Annotated in this window: 11 protein-coding genes and 1 riboswitch; of the genes, 5 read left to right on the top strand and 6 right to left on the bottom strand. The window is 55.8% G+C overall.

Annotation, left to right across the window (positions count from 1 at the left end; genetic code table 11):
* Window positions 1-22: 22 nt before the first annotated feature.
* Window positions 23-979: an NAD(P)-dependent oxidoreductase gene (locus LMS44_RS05590; protein ID WP_278370764.1), complete on the bottom strand. Its 957-nt coding sequence runs from the start codon at window positions 977-979 to the stop codon at window positions 23-25.
* A 213-nt stretch (window positions 980-1,192) separates the two neighbouring features.
* A riboswitch (TPP riboswitch) is annotated at window positions 1,193-1,355 on the top strand.
* Window positions 1,356-1,443: 88 nt separating this feature from the next.
* Between LMS44_RS05590 and tenA the strand changes: the two genes are divergently transcribed.
* The 3 genes from tenA (at window position 1,444) to LMS44_RS05575 (ending at window position 6,013) form a co-directional block, all read left to right on the top strand.
* Window positions 1,444-2,127 carry a thiaminase II gene (gene tenA, locus LMS44_RS05585; RefSeq protein WP_278370763.1) on the top strand — a complete coding sequence of 228 codons (684 nt, stop codon included), beginning with the start codon at window positions 1,444-1,446 and terminating at the stop codon, window positions 2,125-2,127.
* Window positions 2,128-2,158: 31 nt separating this feature from the next.
* Entirely contained in the window at window positions 2,159-4,063 is a 1,905-nt protein-coding gene (gene thiC / locus LMS44_RS05580) for a phosphomethylpyrimidine synthase ThiC (RefSeq protein ID WP_278370762.1), read from the top strand.
* A gap of 240 nt (window positions 4,064-4,303) precedes the next feature.
* On the top strand, window positions 4,304-6,013 hold the full coding sequence (locus LMS44_RS05575; protein ID WP_278370761.1) for a hypothetical protein: 1,710 nt from the start codon (window positions 4,304-4,306) through the stop codon (window positions 6,011-6,013).
* A 134-nt stretch (window positions 6,014-6,147) separates the two neighbouring features.
* Here LMS44_RS05575 and LMS44_RS05570 read toward each other — a convergent pair whose 3' ends face one another.
* From LMS44_RS05570 to LMS44_RS05550, 5 genes are all read right to left on the bottom strand, one after another.
* Window positions 6,148-6,333, bottom strand: a complete 186-nt coding sequence (locus LMS44_RS05570) for a CsbD family protein (RefSeq protein ID WP_039859265.1) — start codon at window positions 6,331-6,333, stop codon at window positions 6,148-6,150.
* A gap of 123 nt (window positions 6,334-6,456) precedes the next feature.
* Window positions 6,457-7,581 carry a DUF2955 domain-containing protein gene (locus LMS44_RS05565; RefSeq protein ID WP_278370760.1) on the bottom strand — a complete coding sequence of 375 codons (1,125 nt, stop codon included), beginning with the start codon at window positions 7,579-7,581 and terminating at the stop codon, window positions 6,457-6,459.
* Window positions 7,571-8,632, bottom strand: a complete 1,062-nt coding sequence (locus LMS44_RS05560; RefSeq protein ID WP_498947037.1) for an HlyD family secretion protein — start codon at window positions 8,630-8,632, stop codon at window positions 7,571-7,573. The genes LMS44_RS05565 and LMS44_RS05560 overlap by 11 nt, the downstream gene beginning before the upstream one ends.
* A 232-nt stretch (window positions 8,633-8,864) precedes the next feature.
* Window positions 8,865-9,377, bottom strand: a complete 513-nt coding sequence (locus tag LMS44_RS05555) for a porin family protein (protein WP_027959874.1) — start codon at window positions 9,375-9,377, stop codon at window positions 8,865-8,867.
* A gap of 77 nt (window positions 9,378-9,454) precedes the next feature.
* On the bottom strand, window positions 9,455-10,375 hold the full coding sequence (locus LMS44_RS05550) for an EamA family transporter (protein WP_027959875.1): 921 nt from the start codon (window positions 10,373-10,375) through the stop codon (window positions 9,455-9,457).
* 186 nt (window positions 10,376-10,561) lie between these two features.
* Here LMS44_RS05550 and LMS44_RS05545 point away from each other — a divergent pair, with 186 nt between their 5' ends.
* Both LMS44_RS05545 and pta read left to right on the top strand, forming a co-directional pair.
* A complete protein-coding gene (locus tag LMS44_RS05545; protein WP_278370758.1) occupies window positions 10,562-11,746 on the top strand; it encodes an acetate/propionate family kinase in 1,185 nt (394 codons plus the stop codon).
* Window positions 11,743-13,923: a phosphate acetyltransferase gene (pta, locus tag LMS44_RS05540; RefSeq protein ID WP_009287205.1), complete on the top strand. Its 2,181-nt coding sequence runs from the start codon at window positions 11,743-11,745 to the stop codon at window positions 13,921-13,923. Before LMS44_RS05545 ends, pta begins: the two co-directional genes overlap by 4 nt.
* Window positions 13,924-13,949 lie beyond the last annotated feature (26 nt).

Genomic DNA, 13,949 nt, shown 5'->3' with positions numbered 1-13,949 from the left:
TGCAACGTGTTTAGCGTTTACGTCAGTAACCGCGCGCCCGATCAACGCCCATGGCAAGCGGCTGCCCATCGCGAAGGGCGCGGGCGGTGTCGACAACCTGCCCTGCGACCACCTCTGGCAACGAATCACTGGCAATGTGTGGCGTGATGCGTAGGCACTCATGCTGCCAGAAGGGATGATCCGCAGGCAGCGGCTCTGCACGGAACACATCCAGGCTCGCCCCACCCAAATGGCCGTGTTCGAGCGCTAGGAGAAGATCGTCCTCGACCAAGTGCTCACCCCGACCGATCTGCACCAACCAAGCGTCTTTGGCGAGCTTCGCGAACAGCGCCTTGTTAAGCACGTTTTCAGTGGTAGCCGTCAGTGGCAGCACATTGATCAGATAATCGGCGCCATCCGCTGCCGCCATGACAGCCCCGTCACCTGTCAGATAGGTCACGCCTTCAACCGGGGCTTGTGGCTCGCTGCGGCAGGCTACGTGTATAGAAAAGCCAAGCGCGGCCACCGCTTTCACCACGGCGCGCCCCATGGTGCCGTGTCCCAGCACCGCCACCTTTCTTGATGCTGGCGCGCGCATCGTCAATGGCGCCCAATGCGCCTTGGCAGCATTTTGCTCCAGGGTGGTGAACTCACGCTCACGATGGAGCACCTCATGCGCGGCAAAACCCGCCATCAAGTCGGCCTGATGTGGATCCCGCACCCGGGCGATATGTACTTCATCGCTCAGGCCAGGATGCGCCAGCAGGGCATCAACACCGGCACCGATAGACATCGCCAGCTCAAGATTAGGATAGCTCTCGAAAGCCTCGTCATTGGGCAACCAGCAGATCGCAAAACGCACATCTTCGGGGTTATCGATCTCATGGGGATGGCGCAGGACGACATCACTCGCTTCATCGCGCAAGGCGTTACCATAAATGGCATCAAGGTCGAGCGAATCACTGAGATAGACGCCTAAAATCGAGTTCGTGTTGGTCATGCAACTTCCTACGGTTCACATTCGAAATAGCAGTGGCTGTAAAACAGCCCCTTGTTACTCAACTGTATAATAATTCACGTACCGATGCCATGAAACGCCATTACAGCACCTAAACTCTCATCGCTGTAATGATGCTAATAAATTGTTTCCCGATAACTTTCCATGTCATACACCCTTGCATCTCCCTCACCCGCCTCCTACACTCCACCAACGAACAGCTTGACGGGGTGCCGGTGAAATCCGGCTGAGATGGCGCAGGGCGTAGCAATTAATGCTGCCGAGCGCTGATCCCGCAGAACCTGATCCGGCTAATGCGCTGCTACTTACACAAGTTCGCAGCGAGGGTACCGGCGTAGGGATCAAGCGATGGCCACGGCTGCTCTCTCACGATCGCACGCCGCCCTTCTGCGCCACTCCCTCGATCTTTTTCGCCCGCCCTCCGGATCATTACCACCGGAGGAGTCATGGGCTACCGCTTTACTGATCTCACTACCACTTGCCAGAAAGATTGGCGCGCCTATATTGAGCACGATTTTGTGCGCCAGCTAGGCACCGCCACGCTGCCCGAGGCGTCGTTTCGCCACTATTTAAAGCAGGACTACCTGTTTTTGATTCACTTCGCCCGCGCCTATGCGCTGGCTGCCTACAAAAGCCCCACCCTCGCCGATCTTCGCCAAGCCCATGAAGGCTTGAAAGCCATTGTGGATGTGGAGCTGGGCCTGCATGTGGGCTTTTGTCAGGAGTGGGGGATTTCCGAGCAAGAACTGGCCGAACTCCCCGAAGCCAGAGCCACCCTGGCTTACACCCGCTATGTTTTGGATACCGGCAACCGCGGCGACCTGCTGGATTTGCACGTGGCGTTGGCCCCCTGCCTGGTGGGCTACGGCGAAATCGCCAACTGGCTAAACGCCCAGCCTTCCACCCTGCGCGGCGCGCAAAACCCTTTTGATGCCTGGATTGCCATGTACGAAGGCGAGGAGTTTCAGGCCGCCATGCAGGCGGAGCTTGAATGGCTGAATATCCGCCTTACCGACATTACCCCCGCCCGCTTTGCCGAACTGAGCAAGATCTTCCGCGACGCCACCCGCCTGGAAATCGACTTCTGGCAGATGGGCCTAGAGCTGATAGACCAAGACCTCACCCACTAATTCAGCAAAACAACACAAGGAAACAACCGTAATGACTAAGACCGTAACAAGCAAAACCAGCCACTTTTTAGCCGAAACCGCCCAGGTCGATGCCGCCGCCATTGCGCCGCTGCCCGGCTCACGTAAGGTATATATCGAAGGTTCGCGCCCGGATATCCGTGTGCCGTTCCGGGAAATTTCACTGTCGCCGACCAAAACCACCGGTATTGATGAAGAGAACCCGCCACTGCTGGTGTACGACACTTCAGGCCCCTATAGCGATCCGGATGCTAACAATGACCTGCGCCGCGGTCTGCCGGAACTACGCCGAGCCTGGATTGAAGAGCGTGACGATACCGAATTTCTATCAGGCCCCACGTCTGATTACGGCAACCGCCGCGCCAACGACCCGACGCTTGCCCAGCTGCGCTTTGATCTAACCCGCACACCACGCCGAGCAAAACCGGGCAAGAACGTGACCCAGCTGCACTACGCCCGCCAGGGCATTATCACCCCGGAAATGGAGTTTATCGCCTTGCGCGAAAACCAGCGCCGTCAAGCGCTAGGTACCGCTGAAGTAGAGCGCATTCTGGGCCATCAGCACAAAGGCCAGAGCTTTGGCGCCAGCCTACCGGAAGTAATCACCCCTGAGTTTGTGCGTGATGAAGTCGCCAGAGGGCGGGCGATTATTCCCAATAACATCAACCACCCAGAAAGCGAGCCGATGATTATTGGCCGTAATTTCCTGGTCAAAATTAACGGTAATCTGGGTAACTCAGCGGTGACTTCTTCTATCGAAGAAGAGGTAGATAAGATGACCTGGGGCATCCGCTGGGGCGCGGACACCATTATGGATCTCTCCACTGGGCAGAACATCCACGAAACCCGCGAGTGGATTTTGCGCAACTCTCCGGTGCCGATTGGCACAGTGCCTATCTATCAAGCGCTGGAAAAGGTCAAAGGCGTGGCCGAAGACCTCACCTGGGAAGTCTTCCGCGATACGCTGATCGAGCAGGCCGAACAGGGCGTGGACTACTTCACCATTCACGCGGGCGTACTGCTGCGCTATGTGCCGCTCACCGCCAAGCGGGTCACCGGCATTGTCAGCCGCGGCGGCTCGATCATGGCCAAATGGTGTTTGTACCATCACCAGGAGAGCTTCTTGTACACCCACTTCGAGGAGATCTGCGAGATCTGCAAGCAGTACGATGTGGCGTTCTCCCTCGGTGATGGCCTGCGTCCTGGCTCAGTGGCCGATGCCAATGACGAAGCACAGATGGCGGAGCTAAAAACCTTGGGCGAGCTGACCCATATTGCCTGGAAGCACGATGTGCAGGTGATGATCGAAGGCCCCGGCCACGTGCCCATGCACCTGGTGAAAGAGAACATGGATAAGCAGTTGGAATACTGCGACGAAGCGCCCTTCTATACCTTAGGCCCGCTGGTAACCGATATAGCCCCCGGCTACGACCACATTACCTCGGGCATTGGGGCGGCAATGATCGGATGGTTTGGCTGCGCTATGCTCTGCTACGTCACCCCCAAAGAGCACCTGGGCCTGCCCAATAAAGACGACGTCAAAACCGGCATCATTACCTACAAGATTGCTGCCCACGCGGCGGATCTCGCCAAGGGCCACCCTGCAGCACAGCGGCGGGATAATGCGCTCTCTAAGGCGCGCTTCGAGTTCCGCTGGGAAGACCAGTTCAACCTGGGGCTAGACCCGGATACTGCTCGGGAGTACCACGACGAAACCCTGCCCAAAGACTCCGCCAAGGTGGCGCACTTCTGCTCCATGTGCGGACCAAAGTTCTGCTCCATGAAGATCAGCCAGGAGGTGCGCGATTACGCCAACGAACATGGCCTAAACGGCGATCAGGAAGCGGTGATGAAAGGCATGGAAGAGCAGGCAGAGAAGTTCCGCAACAAAGGCAGTGAGCTGTATCAGGAAGTTTAAAATAGCGACTTACTGAACAGCATTGTGACTATATGTGGCCCTTGAGTCTTAGCAAAACTCAAGGGTCACATTAATATCTAATCGCCACAGGCCAGCCACTGAATTTGCTCTAACAGTATTTAAAAGTAATTACCGTCCAAGTAGATTAATTATACATTGCTCGTGTATGATTCTCATTTGCGCAGCGCTCTGTTACGGCGTTCTATTTAAAACCAACACCATTCAAAGAACCGATTCCAGATGAAAACCAAACTTTCCTTGGCGGTAACCGCGGCTCTGCTCAGCGCAGGCTTATTAACCGGCTGCAGCGATGATAACGAACCAACGGCCGCAGGCACACAGGAGGAGGCGCCGAAAAATAATGCAGCTCCCATGCTGAAATATATTCCGGCTGACTCTCCCTACTTCATGGCAACACGTGAAGCAATGCCTGAACAAGATGCTTTTGATCGTTATCAACGCATGCAACCCAAGGCTAGCATTGAGTCTAGTCTGGATGAGCTACGCGAGACACTGCCCGAGATAGACGATGAAGTGATGCATTCGTTGATGACGGTATTGATCGCCATGAGTGAAGAGCTGGTCGATGTTGAAACGCTGGACGATGTCCATGCGCTGGGCCTGAAAATGAACCCTCAGGCCGCCCTCTATGGGTTGGGTATCTTGCCTGTTTTGCGTATGCAACTGCAGGATGAAGATGCCTTCCGCGAAACGCTGCAGCGCATTTTGACCAAAGCAGACATTAACCTGAGTACGGCCACCACCAACGACACCGAATACTGGGTGCTGACGCCTGAGGGGCCCGTCAAGGCGATTCTAGCCATTGACGACCAGCAACTGCTGGTGTCTGTGGTACCACAGAATGCTAGTGACGAGCTGCTAGCACAAGTGCTGGGTAACACTCTGCCCGACAGCAGCATCGGTGATACCGATGCACTGGCAGAGCTTGAAAAGCGCCATGGCTTTACACCTTACGGCGCAGGGAAAATCGACTCCTCACGCCTACTTAATGAGCTGAGCACCCCCACTCACTCAGGTACTCAGGCACTGATGGAAGCGGTTGATGCCGAGCAATTGGATTTATCCGCCTGCCAGGCAGATATCGACCGTATCACGAACCGCTTCCCTGGCCTTGTAATGGGCTCGCGCGAGAACGATCTTGACCGCATGGAAATGAACCTGATTCTAGAAACCGATGAGGATATTGTCAGCGACCTGCGCACCCTGACGACTCAGGTGCCGGGCCTAGGTAGCACAGAAGGTATGGCCAGCTATGGCTTAGGTCTGAACATGCCGCTGTTGGTTCAGACCGTTCAGAAATATGCTCAGGAAGTGCGCCAGAACCCCTTCAGCTGTGATGAACTACAAGATCTGAACAGCTCCTGGAATGAGATCAACATGGCGATTAACAACCCGATCACCATGATGATTGGTCAGTCACTATCTGGCTTCAGAGCTCGTATCAACAGTCTGACAATGACAGACGGCGAACCTACCATGACGGGGCTCCTGACGCTTGCTTCACAAAATCCTCTTTCCCTGCTTTCTGCCGCAAGCTCTTTCGCGCCGGAGTTAGGGACTCTAGGGCTTGAACCCGGTGGGGAAGCCAAGCAAGTCGAGAGCATGATGCTGCCCCCTGAGGCACCGGAACTCTACGCCGCCATGTCTGACACGGCTATTGTACTGGGCGCTGGTATCAGTGATTCGGCGACACTGCAGAAAGAGCTGGAAGCCCCTGCCTCAGAGCGCAATCTGCTTGTTCATGGACACATAACAGGCGAGTTCTACCATTCACTGGCCGACTTTGTGGAACAGATACCATCAGATGATTTGTCAGCGTCCGATATTGATATGCTCAAGCAATATGGTGACATCTACAAAAACATGGAGTACTGGTTCAGAGTAGATGACGCTGGCGTGGAAATGAGTTTATCGCTGGAATTAAACTAAGATCAGGCCGCTTCAATAATGCGAAAAACCTGCTAGTGGGTTAGCGGTTTTTTCGTTTGAGCAAGACAACTGTTTAAAACCACTTAAACGCCAACAGGGGGCCGAAGCCCCCTGTTGGTATCAGTGTTACATAACTAGCGCTGTTTTTTCTGGCTCTCCTTGGCGTCGCCTTTGCCTTTTTGCAGTTCGCCTTTAGCCTGCTGGGCCTTACCTTTGGCTTCAGTTTTAGCGCTTCCTGTTGCCTTGCCCGCGGCTTCTTTCACTTTTCCCGCTGCTTTGTTGGCCGTTCCTTTCGCTTTATCTTCTTTACCAGTTGCCATGACGAACACCTCTAATCCGTTAGTAGGGAAAACGCCGTGTGTGAAAGGTGCGAGTAGCACGGCTAATCACACGTCGACACATTCATCAGAGTAGCCTTTATTAAAAAAGTTGCGCTAATTAATTTAGGCCGGGTTGTTGGCGGGTAACCGCGTTGGTGCCCAGCGGTTCAACACGAAGTGCAGGGAAGCCATAGCCAGAAGCGTAAGAACCAGTGCCACACTCATGGAAGAGAAGCGATAGAGCGCGCTATACACCAGATCCTGCTGCGGGCCTAACGACTGGCCAAACAGAATCCCCAGAGTGGTCAGTCCACCAAAGCCAATCCCTGAACCGCCCCCTTCATGGATATGCTCCCGAGCGAAAAGCATTAACCCCAGCCAGTAGAGCAACACCACCAGCAGGAAATGGTGGCTCTGGGTATATAAGAATAACTGCATTAATAGAGCCAAGTTGCACCCTAGTAGGGTTCCTATGGCTCGCTTACCGGCTGATACTTTCGCTCCAGAGTACCCCAGCGTAAACAGCACCAGGATGGTCGCCATCTGCGCAGAGAGCGACCCTTGCAAGTCGAACATCTGAAACACTACAAATGAGAGCGTGGCGGTTAATCCACCGATTAAAGTTTCATGGCGAATTTGCGAGGGTGTTTTGGTAACCCTGGGCGGCGGTTTGCGGGCTTCCACGTCGGGAAACAGCGTATGCATCAGCATGGCAATAAACACCGCCAAACCACTGGCGACGAGATTACAGGCCAGTAAATCGCTCAAGTCCACATTGGGGTAGCTGGCGAAGTGAAGCAGAATGCTGAGCGTCAGCACACCGTTGGCGCCAAACAGAAACAACGGCCCTTTCGCCATCAGGTTAAAGCGAAACAGAAAAATGCCCATCACCACCAGGGTCATCACTACCGGCATATGTTTGAGCAACCCCACCACCAGGCTGACTTCAAGTACGTTAAGCGATACATTGGCTAAAAACTGGCGAATAATATGGCCATTAAGAATCGGTACCATGCCCAGCAAGAACATCGGGAAAACGGTAAAAAACACGCCGTAGTTCCAACCCATGAGCTGGCTGACCACAAACCCCAGCGTGCCACCACCGGCCACCCGCAAGCACTGACGCAGGCCGTTTTGGGTTAACACCGGGCGAGCAGTTCCCTTGGCATTAGCCCGGTCACGCTTCCCCCACCAACCTTGAAACGGGGTCAACAACAGGCGCTTAATATGCGGGCTCTTAATAAACATAGTGCAACCAGCTGATCAGATGTGCCTGTAACCATACAAATGGTTTGGCCAAAGCAGCATCTCCTGGCTGAAGCTGCACCGTGGCGCGGGCGCCGCTGGGTAATAAATTCGCGATTGGCTGAGTTAGCACTAGGTGTACACGCATCCGCTGGGCATCGCGTATCCAGCGGTCGGTGGTGGGAATATCAGCCAGTTGACCATCGGCAGCCAACTGTCCTTCACGAACACCGGCATCCATGGCGAGCACTTGCGCATCAAATACCTGACCTGGCCAAGCATCAAACACTACTTGCGCTGCGTCACCAGGTGCCGCATGGCGCAGGCTCTTTTCGCGAAAATCGGCAATGACATCTATCGCATCCGCCACTACTGCTACCGCTGGCTGCCCCGCCTGAACGTAGTCGCCTACGTCTAGCTGCAGGTTGGAAACACTTCCAGCTTGCGCGGCGCGCACCTGGGTATGAGCAAGATCCAACTGCGCCTTGGAAAGCGCATTGTCTGCTTGGCGCAAACGCAGATTCGTCTCGCCGGCCTCGCCCAGTTGCACTTCCAGACTGACGATTTTAGCCCTGGCTGCTGCCACACTGGCCTGTGCGGTACGCTCAGCAGCCACCTGCTGTTCGTACTGTTGGCGCGATACGCTCTGCTGCGCCACAAGGGTTTCAGCACGCTGAAGTTCTCCCCGACGCTCGGCAGCCGTCGCCTCAGCGGATGCCAACTCCGCTTGAGCAGAGGTAAGCTCTGCTTCCAACTGGGCATTCTCCCGCTCGGCCTGTTCGCGATTAAGCTGCGCCTGCTCAACGGCTAATCTAAACGGCGTCGGGTCGATCTGAAACAGCACATCGCCTTTTGCTACATGCTGGTGATTACTGACCAGCACCTCACTCACTGGGCCGCTGAGTTCGGGCGCTATTCGCGTGACCGGCCGCATCACCCTCGCCTCCGGCGTCATAGGCATAAAGCTATCGGCCACCAGAAAATAGATAAAAAGCAGTACAAAGGTAGCAAGGGCTACCCTCACCCATCGGGCAAATATTTGATCGGGGGTCATGCAGAGCTCACTTGTTAGCCACCAGGAAACCACCTGGCCAGCGCCTCTCAACGGGCGCGCATCGTGTAGGGAATCACATAGGGGACTTTAGTCTAACAATCAATTAGCGCGCTAACAATATATCTATGTCTATCTACTGCTACATAAACGCTCTCTACAAGCCTATAAACAAAAACCCCATGGCATAAAGGCCATGGGGTTTAGTCATTCGCTACGCTGTTACGCTAAGGATTTAGAACCGGTAGCGTAAACCTACGCTTGCAGCATCAAAGGAGTAAGCTGATTTATCCAGGTAGCGCATATAGTCCGCGCTGAGGGAGAGGTTTCTGGCCACATCCATCTCAGCGCCTGCGCCGTAGGAGAAGTCGCTTTCGCTGTCGCCGCGGTCAAACTCTACTTCCGTAAAACCCGCCAGGCCATAAAGACGTACTTCAGGTGCTATGGGAATAATCCCTTTAGCATAAGCACCCGCTACATAGTCTAATTCGGCACCACCGTCGGAACCGCCCGTACCTAAATGACCTTCAATGCCAAAGTAGTCATTGAACTGGGCACCGCCGCGCAGGCGTAAGCCTACGTCATCACGGGACGAGCCTCTGTCTGGATCCAGACTCCAGAACATGGCATCAGCGCCCAGGTAAGCTTGCGGATAACCGGTAGACTGTTGTGCTTGAGCAGTGGTTGCAAATGCGCCTGCACCCACCAGGAGTACCGCCGATGTAAGTGACAACATGGACATCTTCATAGCTTGCACCTCAGTTAAAAAACAGTGTTTCCTTACACATTTGTATTGTGATTCATAACTATGAAGAACGCAAACATTTACCGCCCCTTGGATAAGCTCAGCACGACAATACCGCCAACGACGACTGCCCCACCTACCAACTGGCCGGGGCTAAGCATTTGCCCCAACACAAAGTAACCCAGCACCAGGGAGGCAACCGGTTCGATATTCATCACCGGTGCGTTGCGTGCCATATCGAGTCGCGGCACAAAAATAAACAGCGTCGAAAACGCCGAACCATACAGCAGACCAAGCAGCGTCAGCCCTAGCCAGCCGGTACTGTTATCCGGCAGGCTCATACCCCCTGGCACTACACCGGCGATGCCGCCAATGATCATGACAATAAACACGGTCTGCATGGTCAACAGGCTGCGCAGGGTACTGCCCACTCCTGCAAGGCGGTGCTCGGTAACCCACAGCGCGCAGGCAAATACGAAGGCCGCCATTAATCCAAAACCAATGCCTGCTATCCACCCCGGCCCCATGCCATCGGCGCTGGCAATCCATGAGGGAATATCCAGCACCACCAGTAAGCCGATTAAAATCGTGCCCATGATCAGACAGCTACGCAGAGTAGGACGCGGGCCGCCCAACGCCCAACTGAGCAGCGCCAGCTGAATAGGAAAGGTATTGACCAATAGCAGTGCGATCACCACAGGCAGCCTGGCCACCGCCGAGTAGAGGCTAACGCTTTGGATCGCAATCAGTAGCCCCACGGTCAGTTGCCACGGCCAAGATCCCGCGGGCAGCCACAAGCGCTTTTTCTGCACGATGACTAGCGCCACTAAAATCAGGCAGGCAACCCCCGAGCGGGTTAATACCGCCAGTAACAGACCGGTGCCATTATCAAACGCCAGCCGAGCTGAAACGTGATTGGCGGCGAACATGGTGGCCACGGTCATCATTAACAGAATGGCCAAATGGCGCGGCAGTAGTTTCGGCAAAGAGGACGCTGACATAAGAACGGTACGGCTCGTTATAGGGGTGAAGGTGTAAGATGGCGAGTAGCCAGGTAGGCAAAGATCCCAGCATGCCAAGCTTTTGCCTAGAAGGCTAACGAAAGCCTGACGCTGCTTTTGCGCACTGCAACATGTTAAACTAAAGTCTACCCCTTTGCTCAATAACCTCCTAGCGAAAAGGTTTTTATGAACGCACCGGTGCTGGTCATTAACTGCGGTTCCTCCTCTATTAAATACGCGTTGATTGATTCCGACCCTCAGGCACCGCGACTTGAGGGCATAGCGGAACGCTTGGGTAGCGAGGATGCACGCCTCAAGGGCAAAAACAGCGCCGGTGATCGTTTCAACCAACCACTTCCTGGCGCTGACCACACCCAAGCACTTAACGCGATCCTTGAGCGTATGGAGGGCCGATTACCAGCGGCGGTGGGCCATCGCATCGTGCATGGCGGCGAGCACTTCACCCAGGCCGCACTCATCGACGCTAGTGTCATTGCGGCTATCCAAACCACCGCAGCACTTGCCCCCCTTCATAACCCAGCAAATTTAGCAGGTATTGCGGCGACCCAGAACGTCTTTCCAGACCTGCCCCAAGTGGCAGTGTTCGATACCGCTTTCCACCAAACCATGCCGCCGCGTGCTTACCGGTACGCACTACCAGAAAGCCTCTACGCTGAGCATGGCATTCGCCGCTACGGCTTTCATGGCACCAGCCATGCTTATGTTAGCCAGCGGGCGGGCGAACTGAGTAGCCGTGGCACAGGCGGCTGGCTGACTGCCCACCTGGGCAATGGCTGCTCCACCAGCGCGGTGTGGAACAATCAAAGCCAGGATACCAGCATGGGCCTTACCCCACTGGAAGGCTTGGTGATGGGCACCCGCAGTGGCGACGTTGACCCTGGCCTGCACGCCCACCTGCACCGCCAACTGGGCTGGTCGCTAGACAAAATCGACGACGTGCTCAATAAAGAGAGCGGCCTACTGGGCCTTTCAGGCTTAACCAACGACATGCGCGAAATTGAGGAGGCTGCTGAACAAGGGCACGCCACCGCACAGCTGGCGGTAGAGGTATTCTGCTACCGGATCGCTAAATCTCTGGCGGGGCTCTCCTGCGCCCTGCCCCAGCTTGATGGGGTTATTTTCACCGGCGGTATCGGCGAAAACTCGCCGATTGTACGTCGCCGTGTGCTCGCCCTATTGCCCCACTTCGGCTTTGCGCTGGATAACGACGCTAACGAAGCGACTATCCGCGGCAAAGAGGGCAAGCTGGATAGCGCCAGCCATGAAGGCCCCCAGGTGTGGGTGATCCCTACCGATGAAGAAGGCCGCATTGCCATGGAAACCCGCCACTGCCTAGAGACACGTGTATGACTCACCCCGACCAGCCACAAGCGATTCTGTTAGTGCCTACCAGCCAGGGCGTCGGGCTTACCTCCGCCTGTCTGGGGTTAATTCAAGCGCTGGATACAATCGGCCTGAAAGCCGGGTTTTTAAAGCCGTTTATGCAGAACGAGCTGAACGGCCCAGGCCTGGATCGATCCACCGCATTGGTTTCCCGGGCACTCAATCAGCGCCCGCCTTCGCCGATTTCCCAGGCACGCCTTGAGCGCTTGCTGCGCGACGACCAAATCGATGAGCTGATGGAAAATGCCGTCGAGCTCTATGAACAGGTTGTTCAACAGGCCCACCGCGATGGCAGTACCCTAGACCTAGTCGTGGTAGAGGGCGTAGTGCCCACCCAGCACACCACCTACGCCACCCAAACCAACGCCCAACTCGCCAATGCGCTTAACGCGCGGATTATTCTTGTCGGATCCGGTGATTTAAACGAGCCCCAGGCGCTGGCCGAGCAGCTTGATATGCACGCCCGCAGCTTTGGCGGGGTTAGCTCCAGCCGCACGCTGGGCGGCATTTTGATGCGCATGAAAAATCTGCCCTACGCGCAGGAAGATGATCTTTCTGCAGCACCGGGCACCTTCAAACCGCAGTTGGAAGAGTCAGTGCTCGCTGAGCTGCGCCAGTACTCCCCCGCCCTGGCGACCGATAAATTCCACCTGATTGGTGTGGTGCCTTACAGCAAAACGCTTAGCGCCCCGCGCACTCTGGATGTGGCCCGAGCGCTTAATGCCAAGTTGTTGAACGAAGGCGAGGCAGCCAGCCGTCGGGTACTCTCCACTAGCCTCTGCGCCCGCAGTGCTGCCAACGCACTGCATATTTTCACCCCGGGTAGCCTGGTAGTGGCCTCCGGTGACCGCGACGATGTGGTGCTGGCCTCAGCGCTGGCGACCATGAACGGTATTCAGCTAGCGGGCGTACTGTTGACCAACGGCTTTATGCCCAACGACAGCATGATCGAGATGTGCCGCCCCGCGCTCAAAACGGGTCTACCGGTCTTGGCAGTAGAAACCGACAGCCTGACCACAGCACAGCACCTCAGCCAGCTAAGCAGCGAAATCCCTATGGACGATTTCGAGCGCGCCGAACAGGTGGCCCGTTACGTCGCAGCCCATATGGATCTTGAGTGGTTGAAAGCCCACCTGAGCAGCGGTTATACCCGCCGCCTTTCACCTTCAGCGTTTCGCCACCAGTTGGTTAAACTTGCCCAGTTGGCTAAAAAGCGCGTAGTGCTGCCGGAGGGGGATGAACCGCGCACCGTAGAAGCGGCAATAATCTGCCAGCGCCGCGGCATTGCCGACTGCGTACTGCTGGGTAAGCGCGACGATATCGAAAATGTAGCGCGCAACCGCGGTCTGACACTGCCAGAATCGCTGACGATTGTTGACCCTGAAAGCACCCGTGCGAACTATATTGGCCCGATGGTCGAGCGTCGTCGTGGCAAACTCAACGAGCTAACCGCCGAAGCGCAGTTGCAAGATAACGTGGTGCTCGGCACCATGATGCTGCAGTTAGATGAAGTCGACGGACTGGTTTCCGGCGCCGTACACACCACCGCCAACACCGTGCGGCCCGCCTTCCAGTTGATTAAAACCGCGCCGGAGTATAATCAAGTCTCGTCGATCTTCTTTATGCTGCTGCCCGAGCAGGTGGTGGTCTACGGCGACTGCGCGGTGAATCCCGACCCAGACGCTGAAACCCTGGCCGAAATCGCTCTACAAAGTGCCCGCTCCGCTGAAGCCTTCGGTATCGAGCCACGTGTCGCCATGATCAGCTACTCCACCGGCGACTCCGGCACCGGCGCGGATGTGGATAAAGTCCGCGAAGCCACCCGGATTGCTAAAGAACGCGCGCCGCACCTGGCCATCGACGGCCCGCTACAGTACGACGCCGCCGCTATCGAGAGCGTGGGCAAACAGAAAGCCCCCGACTCGCCAGTGGCAGGTAAAGCCACCGTGTTTGTGTTCCCCGACCTCAACACCGGCAATACCACCTACAAAGCAGTGCAGCGAAGTGCCCGCGTCGTGAGCGTTGGCCCCATGCTGCAAGGGTTGAACAAGCCAGTGAATGACCTTTCCCGCGGCGCACTGGTCGACGATATCGTTTACACCATTGCACTAACCGCCATTCAGGCCAGTCAGCGGGAAAGCTGAGTTACAGAAACTTTCCCTAGCCAATA

It is taken from the genome of Halomonas profundus, from assembly GCF_020865425.1.
GTDB lineage: Bacteria > Pseudomonadota > Gammaproteobacteria > Pseudomonadales > Halomonadaceae > Vreelandella > Vreelandella titanicae.
This window is presented reverse-complemented; position numbering and strand designations above follow the sequence as displayed.